Source organism: Serratia sp. BNK-4, from assembly GCF_048685115.1.
Lineage (GTDB): Bacteria > Pseudomonadota > Gammaproteobacteria > Enterobacterales > Enterobacteriaceae > Serratia > Serratia bockelmannii.
Map to the genome: position 1 here is coordinate 4,055,135 of NZ_JBLQTM010000001.1, position 17,385 is coordinate 4,072,519.

At 54.5% G+C, this 17,385-nt stretch carries 15 protein-coding genes and 1 tRNA gene; 13 read left to right on the top strand and 3 right to left on the bottom strand.

The annotated features are described in order from the left end of the window. Positions 1-5: 5 nt before the first annotated feature. Together ACMGGW_RS19385 and trmB are read right to left on the bottom strand one after the other, a co-directional pair. Positions 6-332: a YggL family protein gene (locus ACMGGW_RS19385; protein WP_004937412.1), complete on the bottom strand. Its 327-nt coding sequence runs from the start codon at positions 330-332 to the stop codon at positions 6-8. Beyond that, positions 332-1,051 carry a tRNA (guanosine(46)-N7)-methyltransferase TrmB gene (gene trmB / locus ACMGGW_RS19390; protein WP_049204213.1) on the bottom strand — a complete coding sequence of 240 codons (720 nt, stop codon included), beginning with the start codon at positions 1,049-1,051 and terminating at the stop codon, positions 332-334. Before trmB ends, ACMGGW_RS19385 begins: the two co-directional genes overlap by 1 nt. Before the next feature lie 177 nt (positions 1,052-1,228). Here trmB and mutY point away from each other — a divergent pair, with 177 nt between their 5' ends. The 3 genes from mutY to mltC all read left to right on the top strand — a co-directional run bounded on the left by mutY (position 1,229) and on the right by mltC (position 3,738). Continuing rightward, positions 1,229-2,329 carry an A/G-specific adenine glycosylase gene (gene mutY, locus ACMGGW_RS19395; RefSeq protein ID WP_197832256.1) on the top strand — a complete coding sequence of 367 codons (1,101 nt, stop codon included), beginning with the start codon at positions 1,229-1,231 and terminating at the stop codon, positions 2,327-2,329. Then, a complete protein-coding gene (locus tag ACMGGW_RS19400) occupies positions 2,326-2,598 on the top strand; it encodes an oxidative damage protection protein (protein WP_004937404.1) in 273 nt (90 codons plus the stop codon). The genes mutY and ACMGGW_RS19400 overlap by 4 nt, the downstream gene beginning before the upstream one ends. A 63-nt stretch (positions 2,599-2,661) precedes the next feature. Beyond that, positions 2,662-3,738 carry a membrane-bound lytic murein transglycosylase MltC gene (mltC, locus tag ACMGGW_RS19405; protein ID WP_197832255.1) on the top strand — a complete coding sequence of 359 codons (1,077 nt, stop codon included), beginning with the start codon at positions 2,662-2,664 and terminating at the stop codon, positions 3,736-3,738. A 50-nt stretch (positions 3,739-3,788) separates the two neighbouring features. On the opposite strand, the gene speF is transcribed toward mltC, so the two are convergent. Further along, entirely contained in the window at positions 3,789-5,954 is a 2,166-nt protein-coding gene (gene speF, locus ACMGGW_RS19410) for an ornithine decarboxylase SpeF (protein ID WP_049208424.1), read from the bottom strand. Positions 5,955-6,660: 706 nt separating this feature from the next. Between speF and ACMGGW_RS19415 the strand changes: the two genes are divergently transcribed. The 10 genes from ACMGGW_RS19415 to ACMGGW_RS19460 all read left to right on the top strand — a co-directional run bounded on the left by ACMGGW_RS19415 (position 6,661) and on the right by ACMGGW_RS19460 (position 17,143). After that, positions 6,661-6,736 (top strand) — tRNA-Phe (locus tag ACMGGW_RS19415). A gap of 934 nt (positions 6,737-7,670) precedes the next feature. Beyond that, a complete protein-coding gene (locus tag ACMGGW_RS19420; RefSeq protein ID WP_025304260.1) occupies positions 7,671-8,153 on the top strand; it encodes an Hcp family type VI secretion system effector in 483 nt (160 codons plus the stop codon). Between the two features lie 47 nt (positions 8,154-8,200). Then, on the top strand, positions 8,201-8,683 hold the full coding sequence (locus ACMGGW_RS19425; RefSeq protein WP_025304261.1) for an Hcp family type VI secretion system effector: 483 nt from the start codon (positions 8,201-8,203) through the stop codon (positions 8,681-8,683). 36 nt (positions 8,684-8,719) lie between these two features. Next, positions 8,720-9,580: a hypothetical protein gene (locus ACMGGW_RS19430; RefSeq protein WP_230201426.1), complete on the top strand. Its 861-nt coding sequence runs from the start codon at positions 8,720-8,722 to the stop codon at positions 9,578-9,580. Positions 9,581-10,509: 929 nt separating this feature from the next. Further along, complete coding sequence (locus tag ACMGGW_RS19435) at positions 10,510-11,805, top strand: lysine N(6)-hydroxylase/L-ornithine N(5)-oxygenase family protein (RefSeq protein ID WP_025304263.1); 1,296 nt, start codon at positions 10,510-10,512, stop codon at positions 11,803-11,805. Positions 11,806-11,855: 50 nt separating this feature from the next. After that, entirely contained in the window at positions 11,856-12,740 is an 885-nt protein-coding gene (locus ACMGGW_RS19440; protein WP_043142145.1) for an ATP-grasp fold amidoligase family protein, read from the top strand. A 617-nt stretch (positions 12,741-13,357) separates the two neighbouring features. Continuing rightward, entirely contained in the window at positions 13,358-14,272 is a 915-nt protein-coding gene (locus ACMGGW_RS19445) for an alpha/beta hydrolase (RefSeq protein ID WP_025304265.1), read from the top strand. Between the two features lie 421 nt (positions 14,273-14,693). Further along, a complete protein-coding gene (locus ACMGGW_RS19450; RefSeq protein WP_019453029.1) occupies positions 14,694-15,104 on the top strand; it encodes a GNAT family N-acetyltransferase in 411 nt (136 codons plus the stop codon). A 27-nt stretch (positions 15,105-15,131) separates the two neighbouring features. Next, complete coding sequence (locus ACMGGW_RS19455) at positions 15,132-15,821, top strand: helix-turn-helix transcriptional regulator (protein WP_025304266.1); 690 nt, start codon at positions 15,132-15,134, stop codon at positions 15,819-15,821. Between the two features lie 20 nt (positions 15,822-15,841). After that, positions 15,842-17,143: a cytosine permease gene (locus tag ACMGGW_RS19460; protein WP_060434746.1), complete on the top strand. Its 1,302-nt coding sequence runs from the start codon at positions 15,842-15,844 to the stop codon at positions 17,141-17,143. Positions 17,144-17,385 lie beyond the last annotated feature (242 nt).

A 17,385-nucleotide genomic window follows, 5' to 3' on the forward strand; every position in this document is an offset into this window, starting at 1 on the left:
CGCGATCAATCCCACCAGATATCGAACAGATCGCTGACCTTCACGTCGGTCAGTTTGCGCGCTTCCAGCCAGTTTTTCACCAGTTCGCGATGCTCGTCGGTGCAGTGGCCGATCTTCTGCAGGCAGATCAGACCTTCCCACTGCAGGTAGCCGCTGCCGTCAAACGCCAGACCGTTCGGCTCGATCACTTCATCGATGAAGGTATCGAGCGTGCTGTCGATATCTTCCACCGACGTGCCTTCGGCGAAGCGCCAGGCTACGGAGAAACCCAGCTCCTGAAATTCTTCAATGTGCAACTTTTTACGTAAACGACGACTGCGGTTCTTAGCCATTATTCTTTCCTCTCAAACATCAAGTCCCAAACGCCATGTCCCAGGCGCTGGCCGCGTAATTCAAATTTCGTCAGTGGGCGCGAATCCGGACGCGGCACATAATCATTATCGCTGGAAAGATTACGGTAGCCTGCGACCCCGTTCATAACCTCTAACATATGTTCCGCATAAGGTTGCCAATCGGTGGCCATGTGGAAGACCCCGCCGGTCTTCAGCTTGCGCAGCACCAGTTCGACAAACGGCGTTTGCACGATGCGGCGCTTGTTGTGGCGCGCCTTGTGCCACGGATCGGGGAAGAACAGCTGCACCATGTCCAGCGAGCCGTCCGGGATCATGTTTTCCAGCACTTCAACCGCATCGTGGCACATCACGCGCAGGTTGCTCAACTTCGCCTCGTGGGCGTCGGCCAGGCAGGCACCCACGCCCGGCGAGTGCACTTCGATCCCTAAAAAGTTCTGCTGCGGGTTGTTGCCCGCCATGGTCACCAGCGAGGCACCCATGCCAAAACCGATCTCCAGCACCGTCGGCGCTTCGCGGCCAAACAGCGCAGCGAGATCGACAGCGTCAGTCTGATACTCCACGCCCATCACCGGCCAATAGTTCTCCAGCGCGTGCTGCTGGCCTTTGGTCAGCCGCCCCTGGCGGCGGACAAAACTGCGGATACGGCGCATCGCGCGGCCGTTCTCATCAAATTCCGGGGAGATGACGTCATTAATCATAGTGCTTTCTGTCTGTTTGGCTGCCAATTAGGGAAACGCGCATTATGCAAAGATACATTGGTTTAGCAAGTGTTCATCTTCTGTACCCGCCGTGCGGCGTCGGAAAGTTCCGGTTTACAGCATCATGACTCTATGCTGCAATCTCGCTTCATTTTCTGCCGGATAACGACGCTGCTCATGATGCAAGCACAACAATTCGCACAGGTGGTGCTTGACTGGTACCAGCGCTACGGCCGCAAGACCCTGCCATGGCAGCTGGAGAAAACCGCCTATCAAGTATGGCTCTCCGAGGTGATGTTGCAACAGACCCAGGTTGCCACCGTCATTCCTTATTTTCAGCGCTTTATGGCCCGTTTTCCTAACGTGCGCGCGCTGGCGGAGGCCCCGCTGGACGAAGTGCTGCATCTGTGGACCGGTCTCGGCTATTACGCCCGCGCCCGTAACCTGCACAAGGCTGCGCAGACCATTGTCGCACAGCACGGCGGCGAGTTCCCGACAACCTTCGCAGAAATCGCCGATTTGCCGGGCGTTGGCCGCTCTACCGCCGGCGCGGTGCTGTCGTTGGCGCTGGGCCAACACTATCCGATCCTCGACGGCAACGTGAAGCGCGTGCTGGCCCGCTGCTACGCGGTGGAAGGCTGGCCGGGCAAGAAAGAAATCGAAAACCGGCTGTGGAAAATCAGCGAAGAAGTCACCCCGGCCCAGGGCGTCGGCCAGTTCAACCAGGCGATGATGGATCTGGGCGCCATGGTCTGCACCCGCTCCAAGCCCAAGTGTGAACTCTGCCCGCTCAACGTCGGCTGCCTGTCTTACGCCAACCACAACTGGGCCAACTACCCCGGCAAGAAGCCCAAGCAGACCCTGCCGGAAAAAAGCGCCTACTTCTTATTGCTGCAGCACGGCGACCGCGTGTGGCTGGAGCAGCGCCCGGCGGTGGGCCTGTGGGGCGGCCTGTTCTGCTTCCCGCAGTTCAGCGCGCGCGTGGATTTGGAACTCTGGCTGCAGCAGCGCGGTCTGAAAGGCAAGCGCCTGGAACAGCTGACCGCGTTTCGCCACACGTTCAGCCATTTCCATCTCGATATCGTGCCGATGTGGCTGTCGCTCGACGCGGCGGGCAGTGGCATGGATGAGGGCGCGGGTCTCTGGTATAACTTAGCGCAGCCGCCATCGGTCGGGCTGGCAGCGCCGGTGGACCGCCTGTTGCAACAGCTGGCGAAGCAGCCCCCGATCCAACAAAACTTATATGGCGATAGCGCCATCGATGAGGAATTAGCATGAGCCGCACCATTTTTTGTACTTTCCTGCAGCGCGACGCCGAAGGCCAGGACTTCCAGCTTTATCCCGGCGACGTCGGCAAGCGCATCTACAACGAGATCTCCAAGGAAGCCTGGGGCGAGTGGATGAAGAAGCAGACCATGCTGATCAACGAGAAGAAGCTGAACATGATGAACGTGGATGACCGCAAGCTGCTGGAAGAGGAAATGATCAAGTTCCTGTTCGAAGGGCACGACGTACACATCGAAGGCTATACGCCGCCGAGCGAATAATGCTGTTGGGGCCAGGCGCTGGCCCGCTTCAATCCTCTTATACTTCTTCCAAACGGCTTTAAGATGAAGAAAATTTTAGCTTTGCTCGTAATAGCGCCTTTGCTGATCTCCTGTTCCGGCAAAAAAAGTGACGAAATCAACGAAGCCTGGATCAAAGATACCAACGGCTTCGACATTCTGATGGGCCAATTTGCCCACAACATCGAGAACATCTGGGGTCTGAATGAAGTTCTGATCGCCGGGCCGAAAGACTACGTTAAATATACCGACCAATACCAAACCCGCAGCCACATCAACTTCGACACCGGCGCCATTACCATCGAGACCATCGCCACCACCGATCCGGCTGCGCACCTGCGCCAGGCGATCATCAGCACGCTGCTGATGGGTGACGATCCGGGTTCGATCGACCTCTATTCCGACGCCAACGATATCCAGATCAGCAAAGAGCCGTTCCTGTACGGCCAGGTGCTGGATAACAAGGGCGCGCCGATCCGCTGGGAATGGCGCGCGGCGCACTTCGCCGATTACCTGCTGCAGACCAAGCTGCAAAAACGCACCTCCGGCCTGCACGTGATCTACTCGGTCACCATCCAACTGGTGCCGAACCACCTGGACAAACGTGCGCATAAATACCTGCCGATGGTGCGCAAGGCGTCGGAAAAATACGGCGTGGACGAGTCGCTGATCCTGGCTATCATGCAGACCGAATCGAGCTTCAACCCGTATGCGGTGAGCGGTTCGGACGCGCTGGGCCTGATGCAGGTGGTGCAGCACACCGCCGGTAAGGATGTGTTCCAGATGCGCGGCAAATGGGGCACCCCGAGCCGCAGCTACCTGTTCGATCCGGAGAACAACATCGACACCGGCACCGCCTATCTGGCTATCCTGCAGAACAACTACCTGGGCGGCATTCAGAACCCGACCTCGCGCCGCTATGCGGTGATCACCGCTTACAACGGCGGCGCAGGCAGCGTGCTGCGGGTGTTCTCCAGCGACAGAACGCGTGCGGTGGGCATCATCAACGGCATGCAGCCGGGCGACGTGTACCAAACGCTGACCACCAAGCACCCGGCCGCCGAGTCGCGCCGCTATCTGGTGAAAGTAAATACCGCGCAGAAGAGCTACCGCAGAAAGTAACGCTTCCCGCGTGGATAAATGAGAAGGGCCGGTGCGAACCGGCCCTTTTTCTATGGCTTGATCATATAGCCGAAGATGCGCTTCCAGCCGTGATCTTTTTTCTCGATGTAGACTCCCTGCAGCTCCGGCGAGAAGCCCGGCAGGCGGTTGATGCCCTCTTCCAACGCCAGGAAATAGCGCTGCACCGCGCCGCCCCACACTTCGCCCGGCACCACGCACAGCACGCCCGGCGGGTACGGCAAGGCCCCCTCCGCCGCGATGCGCCCTTCCGCCTGGCCGATCGGCACCAGCTCGACGTTGTCGCGGATAAACTCCACGTTGGCGTCCTGCGGGTTCATCACCACCGGCGGGAAATGATCCTGGCGGAACATCTCTTTTTGCAGCTGCTTGACGTCGAAGCTGACGTACAGATCGTGCATCTCCTGGCACAGCCGGCGAATGCTGTAGCCACGATAGCGCTGCTCGTTCTTGCGGTACACCGTTGGCAGCACCACGCTCAGCGGCGCGTCTTCTGCAACATAGCGCTCGAACTGCGCCAGCATCTCCACCAGCTGTTCCATCTTGGCCGGGTTTTCCGCCGGAGTCAGCAGGAACAGGATCGAGTTGAGATCGCACTTCTCCGGCACGATGCCGTTCTCGCGCAGGAAGTTGGCCAGAATGGTGGCCGGCACGCCGAACTCGGTGTATTGGCCAGTCGCGGCGTCAATCCCCGGCGTGGTCAGCAGCAACTTGCACGGATCCACCAGATACTGATCCTGGGCATAGCCTTCGAAGCCGTGCCACGTTTCCCCCGGTACGAAGGTGAAGAAACGCGCGTCGTTGGCAATCAGATCGGTATCGTAATCCTGCCAGTCCTTGCCCGCCACCTGCAGCGGAATAAACGGCTTCAGCTGCGAGCAGCGCGTGAGCAGCTGTTTACGCGTCTCGATGCCCAGCTTGACGCAGTCCATCCACATGCGACGTCCGGCGGCGCCGGCATGCATCTTGGCGTTTACGTCCAGCGCGGCGAACAGCGGATAGAACGGGCTGGTCGACGCATGCAGCATGAACGCATTGTTCAGATGCTTATGGTTGCAGTGGCGCTTCTGCCCTTTGATATGGTCGTCTTTCTTGTGGATCTGCGAGGTCTGCGAGAACCCCGCCTGCTGTTTATGCACCGACTGGGTGACAAAAATGCCCGGATCGTGCTCGTCCAGCTCCAGCAGCAGCGGCGAGCACTCTTTCAGCATCGGAATAAAGCCTTCGTAGCCCACCCAGGCGGAGTCGAACAGGATGTAATCGCACAGGTGGCCGATGGTGTCGATCACCTGGCGAGCGTTGTAAATCGTGCCGTCGTAGGTACCGAGCTGAATGATCGCCAGCCGGAACGGCCGTGCCGCTGCGGCTTTCTCCGGCGCCACTTCGCGGATCTGCTCGCGCAGGTAGCGTTCATCGAAGCAGTGCGCATCGATACCGCCGATAAAGCCGAACGGGTTGCGGGCGGTTTCCAGATAGACCGGCGTGGCCCCAGCCTGGATCAGCGCCCCGTGGTGGTTGGATTTGTGGTTGTTGCGATCGAACAGCACCAGATCGCCACGGGTCAGCAGCGCGTTGGTCACCACCTTGTTGGCCGCCGAGGTGCCGTTGAGCACGAAGTAGGTTTTATCGGCGTTGAATACCCGCGCCGCGTGCTTTTGCGCATCCTTGGCCGATCCTTCGTGGATCAGCAGATCGCCCAGCTTGACGTCGGCGTTGCACATATCGGAACGGAACAGGGTTTCACCGTAGAAATCGAAGAACTGCCGACCGGCCGGGTGTTTGCGGAAGAACTCTCCGCCCTGATGCCCCGGGCACGCAAAGGTCGAGTTTTCCATCTCGACGTAGGTCTTCAGCGTTTTGAAGAACGGCGGCAGCAGCGCCTGCTCGTAGGCGTCGGCGGCGGCCTCCAGCTGCGCCATGTAGAATGGCTTGCTGGCGCCGGCCAGCAGCGCGAAGACCCCGCTGACAAACGGCAGATAATCCGGGGAAAGATGCTCGTCCCCTTCCACCGCCACGAAGGTCGGAATATCGAACCCCGTCGCCTGCAAGCGCGCCAGAATGCCGGCGTCCACGTCGGCGACCGACACCACCACCGCCGCCACGTCAGTGTAGTCCGTCTGCTCTACGCGCACGATCTGGCGCAGCGTCTCAATGGTGGCGACCAGGCTGGCGCTGGTCGCGATTTTCAATTCTTTCATCATGCTGACTCTCAAACGGTGAAGGATGAGGGTGTGCCACCGGCACGGTAATGAGATAACGCGGTTATCCCGGTAAAAGCGATACCCGGGCACGGCAGCATAAGCGGCGTGCGTGACCGGCTCATGATCGGGGGATCATCAGGCGGCTATCGGGGGAACTGGTCTTGGCAGCATCCGACAGGCATCAGTAAAATCAGGGCAGAAGCGCTGGCTTTACGCATGCCTAACAGCGAGCATCAGGCGGCCTTACCGCATGGCCGGCAGGCGTATTCGGGCGGAGGACGTGCGGAGGAAACAACGACGGAACGGTGACGGCGTCAGATGTCTGGTGCGCAGCAGCGCTTGAGCAACAAAACCAGTCATGCCAATAACCCTCTGGCTTATAAGAAGCGGGAACACCGTCAGGGAACGGAGAGTGCTAAAATTTGCGCAATGATTGCATGATTCGTTGCGGGGTTCAAGCAAGAATCGTCTTGATTGAACGCCTATTGAACCAAGCATAACTAATTGTTATTTAATTTAAAAACAAGAAATCACGCATTTTAAAGTGGTATAAATACACGTTTTATATGCATATTTATTGAGTGGCGTTGGCTCCCTGCGCCACTCCCTTTTTGGTTATCTGCCTGAAAATAGAGCAACCGATCGGCTTTGTGACAGAAAGCGATTGACGCCATCCGGCCAATACGGTTTAATGCGCCCCGTTGCCCGGATAGCTCAGTCGGTAGAGCAGGGGATTGAAAATCCCCGTGTCCTTGGTTCGATTCCGAGTCCGGGCACCATATTCAGAAGAACCCGCCTATGGCGGGTTTTTCGCTTTCTGGAGTACGGACTCTCCATCGAACTGCGTTCGATTATTCGGTCTGAAGACCTCACCCTGCGGGCCAGCGCTGAAGCGCTGTTCAACACGGCGCCAGCGCCGGTTGTCCGAGTCCGGTCGCCCTATTCAGAAGAACCCGCCTATGGCGGGTTTTTCGCTTTCTGGAGTACGGACTCTCCATCGAACTGCGTTCGATTATTCGGTCTGAGACCTCACCCTGCGGGCCAGCGCTAAAGCGTTGTTCAACACGGCGCCAGCGCCGGTTGTCCGAGTCCGGTCGCCCTATTCAGAAGAACCCGCCTATGGCGGGTTTTTCGCTTTCTGGAGTACGGACTCTCCATCGAACTGCGTTCGATTATTCGGCCTAAAGGCCTCACCCTGCGGGCCAGCACTGAAGCGCTGTTCAACACGGCGCCAGCGCCGGTTGTCCGAGTCCGGTCGCCCTATTCAGAAGAACCCGCCTATGGCGGGTTTTTCGCTTTCTGGAGTACGGACTCTCCATCGAACTGCGTTCGATTATTCGATCTTACGGCCTCACCCTGCGGGCCAGCGCTGAAGCGCCATCGCTTCATCCTATGGGGTGTAACTTCGCATTACAGGTGGACTCTCTCGAAAGAGCGCCCCTAATCCCCGACTATCCGAACGTCAAACGAACGCGCTCATATTCCGTGTTTATTGAGTGTTTTATTGTCGAACGGTGATGGGATACAGTTACGAACATATAACCGCACCCCATTGTTAAATAATAATATATCGCACAAAAACTAGGAACATTCCGAATAAAAACGACATTACTGTCAATTCATTCATATAGGGCTATGCTGAATTTTACCCATTGATAAGGCATTTTTAACCTATTCCGCTGCCAACACGAAATAATGGAGGATCCGGCGACAATGGCCATTGATATGTATATGAAAGTTGAAGGAATGACGGGCGAGTCCCAAGACAGCAATCATAAAGGATGGACCGACGTACTTTCGTTTAACTGGGGCGCTTCACAGCCAGGAAATATGGCTGTTGGCGGCGGGGGTGGCTCCGGAAAAGTGAATTATCAAGACCTCCGTATTCAAGCCCTTATCGACAAATCTACGCCCGCTATTCTCAAATATTGTTCCAGTGGAAAACATGTCGCGAAAATCGAGCTTTCCGTATGCAAAGCGGGCGGCAACCAGGTGGAGTATTCCAAAATCGTTCTCGAAGACGTTCTGGTGACGCAAACTGATTTTAACGGTGTAGGCCAAAATGATGCGATCGTGGTTGATTACGCCTTCCAGGCGTCAAAAGTCACCATGAGTTACTGGGAACAAGGCAGCAGCGGCACTAAAGGCGCGGAAAGCAAATCTGGTTGGGATATCAAGCAGAATAAAGAGAGCTAAGCGCATTCTGGCACCTAACAATACGTTAATGATCGGGTGATAAAATCATGGCAATGGATATGTTTTTAAAAGTTGAAGGCATTAATGGTGAATCGAAAAATGCGAATCACAAGCAATGGATCGATGTCTTTTCCTTTAACTGGGGAGCGCGACAGCCTGGCAATATGGCCGTTGGCGGCGGCGGCGGTGCGGGTAAAGTGAACTTTCGCGATCTGACCGTACAGGCTCTGATAGATAAAGCGACACCTGCCTTATTGAAATACTGCTCGGCCGGTAAACATCTCGCCAAGGTGCAGTTGTCTCTTTGCAAAGCCGGTGGGCAGGAAGTGGAATATACCCGCATTACCCTGGAAGATGTATTGGTGACTCATACCGACTTCATCGGTGTCGAGCACGGTTCCACGCTAGGCATTGAGTACTCTTTTCAGGCCGGTAAAGTGTCGATGGAATACTGGGAGCAAGCGAAGCAAGGTAATAAAGGGGCTTCGGTGCAGATGGGCTGGGATATTAAGCAAAATAAAGAAAGCTAATCATATTACGGTGCATATCGTAATGACGGGGGCGTTATGGCATTTCCTAAGTCACATGAAATTCTAGCTCTGACATCGCAACACGAATCGAATAATCGGGTGTCAGCCAACTTTTTGACCCGCGAGATTTTAAATGAGGCGCTGATCCTCGTCAGGTCTCTGTCACCAGAAGAAGTCTTTCGATTAACAAAAACGGAGACCGGCCAGATCGCGTTTACGCTGGGTGAACTCAAAGATGAAAACAACCGCCGGTTGACAGCCAATACTATTGAGTCAGGACAACGACCAGGCGGAAGAATTAATCACCTGGATAACCGAATTAATGTCTCTTTTCCCGGAACCTCATGGCAAATGGGAGCCCGTGTTCAGCATTTTGAGAATATCGCATCGAGTACCGTAGGCGGGGCCGGTCTGGTTTTGATCGCGGGATTATGGACGGGAGCCGGTTCTGGCGTTGGCAGCATTTTAGGCCGAAATGCCGCCCAGCTCGCTGTAGTGACAGGCACTTATTTGGGTAAACGCTTCGTGACCAATAAAACCATGGTCGTGAATCAGATGGCGGCGCATATCAAAAACCTTGCCGATATGTTTAACTCTACCCACAATGCCTTTAATGATTTCAAGTTTGAAAGCGCAGCCAAACGCGCACAATACAGCCCCGATCCTCAAGCAGAGTACCCTATTACATTTGAACAAAAAGTCACGGATAATAATGCAGTTCCTGCTAACTATGCCGAGGCCATTCAGGCCATCGTGCGCCGTTTTGTAACGGGAACCTACGAGCGTGTAGATATCGTCGGCCAGGGCGATATGTTTATAAAAGTTTTTTTCAGCGATGGGGAACTGGACATTTCGAAAGCCCAGTATGACTATCTCAGCAATTTGAAGCTCCCGTGATTGATCAACCTGGCAGGTCTTCACGCTTGTGGCGCAACGGTAGCCATTCAGTCCAGGGGGCAAAAATGCCTCGAGCTGACCAAAAGATTTTTATTGTCGGTAAGAATGGTCAATGATGATGACAAGGCAGATTGCCGGATCGGATTCAACCGTTGCGCCAGCGTGGCCAGGTTTTTCACACTCGCCTCGAGCAAGCGTCCTCTCCGGCCAGCCTTTGCCCGGCATTAATTAAACGAACCCTAACACCGGTAGTTAACGCGAACCATCCGCGCCCATAGGGTGATGCAACTCGGGGTAAAATATTGCCATTCGGGGGGCAACAAGAAGAGATAAAGGTACAGAAGTGTGCGTATCACCTTAGTGAAAGAGTGTGATACCCTGCCGCAAAAAACAAAATAACACATTGAATTTAATGATAAAAACCAAATCACAACGCGCAGATTTCATAATTTCACTTCCGATTTCATCTTTGCAAAAAGCATCCTGCCTCTAATATCACGTTATTTCACCTTCCCCGTGCCTATTTTAAGGCTATTCTAAGCAACGAATACACCGATCCCGGCAATGCAATGGCATAGACACCAGATAAGCAGATAAGAACTCATACGGTGGGCATCCTCCCTGGTGGCCGTTTTCATGGCTTGATGAATCAGGGAGAGATCGGATTTTTACTTAGGAATATTCATTAAATACACGCGCAAAACCTTCATAGGAATTTTCATGGAAAGAAATACACCCGTAGCCTTTACCTAATGCGCTACCGAATTCTAAACGGGCATTTAAAAGTGCGGTATTTTTGGCCTGCACACCGTTTAATTACATTTAATTCGTGAAGCTTACTTATAAGAAAAAGGCAGCCTGGTTGCTATAAGCCACCCTATCTGCGGCCGTATTTCTGGGTATTATTCTCATTATACTGGAGCTTATTAATGAATCAGCATTTGGATATCATCGGTATTGGCCTTGGCCCGTCGAATCTTAGCCTGGCAGCCTTAGGAAGTGAAATAGAGGGATTTACGGGACAATTCCTTGAACGCAAACCTCATTTCTCCTGGCACCCAGGGATGATCCTGGCGGACTGCAGTATGCAGACCAACTTTTTAAAAGATTTAGTGAGCGCGGTTGCCCCAACCAATCGCTACAGCTTTCTCAACTATCTGGTAAAAAACAGAAAATTTTATCGTTTCCTGACGACGGAGCAGCGCACCGCATCGCGCGAAGAGTTCGCCGATTACCTCACCTGGGCCGCCGCCGGGATGGGATCATTGGCATTCAATCAAGACGTTCAGCGGGTCGAATTTGACGATCGGCAGCGCCAGTTCGTGGTGACCACCTCGAATAAGGTCTTCCACGCCAGGCACGTAAGTATCGGTATTGGCAAGAAAATAAAGCTGCCTGATTGCGTGACGACGCAAAGCGATCGCTGTTTCCACGCCAGCGAAATGATGCTGCGCAACCCCGATCTGACCGGCAAACGCGTGGCGATCGTCGGTGGCGGCCAGAGCGGCGCAGACCTGTTCCTCAATATTTTTAAAGGGGAATGGGGGCAACCGGAGCAGCTCGACTGGATATCGCGCCGCAACAACTATAATGCGCTCGATGAAGCGGCCTTTGCCAACGAATACTTCACGCCCGATTACGTCGAGAGCTTTTACTCACTGGATAGCGCGGCCAAACGGCATATGCTGGCCGAACAGAAAATGACCTCAGACGGCATCACCAGTGAGTCGCTGCTAGCGATTTATCGCGCCATGTACCACCGCTTCGACGTCCTGCGCGAGAAATTATGGGTGCGCCTGCTGCCCAGCCGTTCGCTGACGGCCGTGAAACACACGCTGGATAACGCCTACCAACTCGAAACGCGTCATCATCTCGATCACGGCGAAGAAGCCTTCAAGGCGGACGTGGTGATCTTTGCCACCGGTTATCAATCGGCCACGCCAGAGTTCCTTGAACCTTTGGCCCACCGCTTACTAACCACTGCGGAGGGCGAATACCGCATCGCCCCAGACTTTACCTTTGAGTGGGAAGGCCCGGCGGAGAACTGCTTATTCGCCATGAACGCCAGTATGCACAATCACGGCATTGCCGATCCGCAGTTGAGCCTGATGGCATGGCGGTCGGCTCGCATTCTTAATCGGGCGTTAGACCACAAGCCATTTGATCTGGGAACAACGCCGACAGCCATTCAATGGCGCAGTGAAAGCGCACCACCCGCGTTTTAAATACAAGAACGACTTAATCATTGTCACTACGCTTTGATGGAATTACGTATATGAAAAGACAAGTCATTAAATTTATTACGAAGCAGCTGGCCGTATTGGCCCCCGAATTCAAGGCCAGATTGCTCTACAAAAAAGCATTTGGCAAACCGTTAAACTTGCAGGCGCCGTCCACCTGGAATGAAAAGATCAATCACCTGAAATTGAATGGCTATAGTCACAATGCGTTGGTGAAGCAGTGTGCAGATAAATATGCGGTAAGACAGTACATCAAAGATCAAGGGTGCGAAGAGATCCTTAATGAATTGTACTTTGCCTGTGATTCAGTAAACGATATTCCGTGGGACGCATTGCCGGATAAGTTTGTGATCAAAGGGAATCACGGTTCCGGGTATAACCTGATTTGCCAGAATAAAAAATTGCTGAATATCAAGAGCGCAAAAAAATTGATCGACGGTTGGATGAAAGACGATTATTGGAAAACTTATGTAGAGCTCAACTACAAAGGGATACAAAAAAAGATCATTGGGGAGAAATATATCGAATCGGCCAATGGTCACGGACCTGAAGACTATAAAATCTATTGTTTCCGCGGTGTACCTTACTGCACGTTGCTGTGTGTCGGCAGAGAAACCGGGTCGCCGAAGTATTACTTCTTTGACAAAGATTTCAAGTTTCTGTGCTACAGCGATGACTGCCTGGCCTTGAGCCAGGAAGAAATAGACGCCTTCGTGAAGCCAGAAGGCTACGATGAGCTGTTTGAGTACGCCTCACGCTTGTCCGCGCCCTTCGAGTTTGTTCGCGTTGATTTCTACATCTCCAAAGGCCAGATCATTTTCGGCGAATTGACCTTTACCCCATCCGCCGGGCTGGATACGGATATTCTGCCGCCAACCGATGTTTTGCTTGGCGAGATGTTGACGTTGCAACAGCACTGATTTTCACCTGGTCCCACATCCCACAGTGAAGATCGGCTGCGCCTGAGGATAAATACCGGCCGGCCTTTTTGCAGCCCGCGGGCCGGTATTGCCCTGAGGGATATCGGGCCGATGACCTCGCCTGTTCATGCCACCGTTACAGCAAAATCTCTGCTGCCTATCCCTGGCAGCCCACACCCGACCCAAGTGCAATACGCCAGTCAGATCACATAACCATTTGAAAAACAATGGTATTAAATGATTAATAAGAATCACTTACATATTTATAATAAAATGTTCTATATGTATAGGAAGCTATAATATAAGATACAGGAAAGTTTCCCTGGTGTTGTTGTGTGTCTTTGCCCTATTTTATAGGGCTTTTTTCGCTAAAAATCGTTGATAACCGTGTGTTTTTACCTACCTTCACCATTTCCCCCTCCATAAAAACCATAACCATTTCTAATTAATTGTAATCCCTCTTATTCCTGACTTACCAATAATAACAATGAGTTGCTATTAACCTGGCAAAGCAACGGCTGGCAGCGCTTCGCGACCGGAATGCCCGCCCTAAAGGTAGGTTTTTACCGGGCGCGAACGGATGCTACTATCGGCCTTTTTCGAGGATGTTGATCCGCATGTTATTGTCCAACCGGCATTTTATCTCCGCGCTTCTGGCGCTCGCCATCGGCCTTTGGCTGCCGGGCTCCGTGATGGCCAGGCCCGATTTGGAACGCAAGATCGGCACTACCGTAGCCGATAGCGATACTGCGGATTACCGCTTCAGCGATCTGCGATTCACCTCCGCCGATGGCCAACGGCATTATCGTGTTCGCATCGCCCAACCGCGTCAGGCGCCTGTGCCAGACGGCTATCCAACGGTTTATTTCCTCGACGGCAATGCGGTGCTGATGGAGTTGAACGCCGCCTTACTGGCCAAATTGGCAGCAACGAAGCGGCCACCGGTGCTGGTGATGATCGGCTATGACAACGATCTGCGCATCGATGCCGCCGGCCGCACCTACGACTATACGCTCCCTCTGCCGGCAGGCATGAAGAAACCGCCGCGGGCCGTCGGGGGCGCGGATGCGTTCCTGCAATTGATTGAGACCCAGATCAAACCGGCGATCGCCGCCAAACTGGCGGTCGATCCTCAGCGGCAAACGCTGTGGGGGCACTCCTACGGCGGGCTCTTCGTTCTGCATACGTTGTTCACCCATCCCACCGCCTTTCAGCGCTACATCGCCGTGGAACCCTCGCTGTGGTGGGGCGACGGCATGATCCTGCAAGAAGCACAGCAGATGACAGAACGGCGCGCGGCGCCGGCGGCCAGGTTGCAACTGTGGGTTGGCCTGGCAGAACGCGATCGGGCTGCCCCGCCCGGCGTGAAGAGCCCCGCTCTGCCGGCGGACGCAACGCGTTTATTGGCCGAACACCTGGCACAGCTCGACGGTCTCACCGTCGGCTATCGCGAATGGCCTGCCCTGGGACACGGCGCCATGCTGGGTGCGGCCATCGAGCCGGCGCTGGGCAGCGTCATTGCAGAGGACTAAATCAGCGGATCAGAAGCTATCGGCCATATTTTCATCTGCGGCGCATATCTTCTGATAAGAAGAGTGTTTACTATCTGAGACAGAGAATGGCGGGTGGGGGCGTCAAAAAACAAAGTGGCTCCCCCGTCGGCAAGTGAGCTTGCTCTATCCGGTGGAGCCATACAGTACTGCAGTTTTCCCGGTGGGGCCCTGGTGAGGCGCAAGTAGGAAAAGATGGTGTTAGCAGGGCATTTCAGCGTTTTAATACCGCCTGTTTCACTATTTTCTTCTCCCTGTGGCACCTACTATAAGCGGCCTCTCACCTGGCGGAAAAGGGTGAAAACCACCCTTGAAATACATTAATGAAAGTGATATTAGAAGCGGTTAGGGCGAAAGCGCCTAGTTCAGTTTTGAATAATTAAATCAGGGAATTATATTAAAAATGAATATTAATATCACCGACAAACCCAACCCGCAGGATGAAGAGTTCGTTATCGACAGCCTCTGGGCTCACAACCATAAAACCCAGCCCGTAGACATTCACCCACTGTTCCTGACCGTCACTGACGACAACCAGCAGATCGTCGGTGGCCTGGTCGCACGCACCTGGTGGGGCGGCCTGGAAGTGCAGTATCTGTGGGTCGGCGATCAATGTCGCAAAAGCGGTTACGGCCGCCAGCTGATGCAACTGGCCGAAGAAGAAGCCCGCAAGCGCGGTTGCCATATGGCCTATGTCGATACTTTCGATTTCCAGGCCCGAGGCTTCTACGAAAAACTGGGCTACCGGGTCTACGGCGAGCTGGGCGACTACGCGCATCGCCACACCCGCCATTACCTGGCTAAAAGCCTGTAACGCGGCCTGAGCGGCGCAGAGGTAGGTATGGATTCATCGCATAAAAATAATGAATCTTATTTTAAGGGCCTCATCACCATGATGGAGCACCTGAGCGAGCCCTGGGGCATCAAAGACCAGCTGTCCCGCCACCTCTATATGAACCGTGCCGCTTATCTCTATACCAATACGCCGCTGAATTTCGACGTCGCCGGCAAATATGACCACGAATTCCCCGCCGACTGGGCCGACTCCGCCGCCGACTTTATCGAGCATGACAAGATGACCGAAGCAGCGCGCGATCGGGTCACGGTCATAGAAACCCACTACTGGTACGGCAAAGACAGCCTGACGCCGTTTATCAGCGAAAAGCTACCGGTGTACAACGATGACAAACAGGTGATTGGCGTGATCTGGAACGCCAAGCCGATGAACAGCCTGTCACCGCTGAAATACATCAATCAGCAAAAACCCAGCGTGTTGACCACCGAAGTCAATAACGAGCTGTTCACCCGTGCCGAACTCGATGTCATTTTTCTTATGCTGCAACGATTTACGGTAAAAGAGATCGCAAAAATCTATAACGTCAGCAATAAGACCATCGAAAACCGCATTTATAACATTTACCAGAAGGCCAACGTGCATACTCAGCAACAATTTGAGGAATACTGCAAATACGCCAATCTGGATAACTACATTCCCGATCGCCTGATAACCAAAGGCATTCAGTTTATTTGAACCGCAAGGAAGATCTCACCGTGATAAAGATCGAAGATTATCCGCTCACCCGGGTGCCGCAGGATAAAAGAGTCTCGTTTTTAAGCGTGGCCATCGTGCATATGGGCATGTTGACCGCGCTGGACCAGTTCATGCTCGGCGCCGTACTCGGCAACTCCATGACGCTGATTGACGCTTTCACCGCCATTTTCGTCGGCAGCCTGATCTTCGGCGTGGTGACCTACGGCCTGGGGCTGGCGGGCATGCGTGAAGGCATTTCCGGCAGCCTGCTGGCGCGCTGGTGCGGCTTCGGCCGTCTGGGCTCGGTGCTGATCGGCGTGGTGGTGGCCGTCAGCCTGCTGGGATGGTTCGGCATTCAGAACGCCATTTTCGCCAAGTCGCTCGACTTCGCGCTCGGCAATAAGCTGGGCTTTGGCTTGGCCGCCGGGCTCTCGGGCACGCTGTTGACTATCCTGGTGGCATTCGGTTTCAAGGCGCTGCGCATCGCCGCACGTATCGCGGTGCCGATGTTCATCATGCTGGTGGCCTTTATTTCAGTGACCGCGCTTTCCGGGCATAACCTGCAGGAGATCATCCAGCTGGCGCCGCCGGGTGAACCGCTGACCATCAGCGCCGGCATCACCATCGTCGTCGGCGGCGCCATCGTGGCCAGCCTGATGACCCCCGATCTGACCCGTTACTCCAAAAACGGCAAGCACGTGCTCGGCGTCACGCTCTTCACCATCATCGCCGGCGAGTTCGTGGTAAACGGCCTGGCGATCCTGATCGCCAAAACCCTGGGCACCGCGGATGTAGTCACCATCATGTCACAAGCGGCCGGCGGCGCCGGTTTGCTGGTAGTGGTGTTCTCCACCCTGCGCGTCAACGATCTCAACCTGTATTCCTCTTCGCTGGGCATCGTCAACGCGGTGGAAGGCATCACCGGCAAAAAGCTGAAGTACACCTACACCACGTTGGTGATCGGGATTCTGGGCACTACGCTGTCGGTGCTGGGCATTCTCGACCGCTTCGTCGACTTCCTGACGGTGCTTGGCGTGGTCTTCCCGCCGATTATCGGCATCATGTTGGTGGACTATTACCTGCTGCGCAGCCACCGCAAGATCCTGGACGAGAGCCGCCGCATGGGCCAGTTGCCGAACGAAACGCCAACCATCGGCTGGGCGGCGATCGTCGCCAGCATCGCCGGCGGCGCCGTTGGCCTGGCGACCGAATGGGGCGTACCGACCATCAATTCCCTGGTAGCGGCCAGCCTGCTGTATTGGGTGCTTAAACTGGCCTTCAGTCGGGCGCAAAAACCGCTGGCCTCGCAGAAGTCTCTCTGATTTTCGCGCACGCGGTAATGCACTCCTCCGGTATCGGGGGAGTGTTTGACGCTCGAAAAGGGGATTCAATGCAAAAGATGGGGCCGATCGCGCAGACAAACGGCCGTGGTGTTTAGGGTCCCTGGTGTCGGTAGCAAGCTATCCATTTATGCTCAGAGTGTGGCAATGCCCCCTCTGAGCTTTTTATTATAAAAACTGTCGGCTTCCGTATTTTGATCGTAAAGAAAAACTTCAGCTTGCAT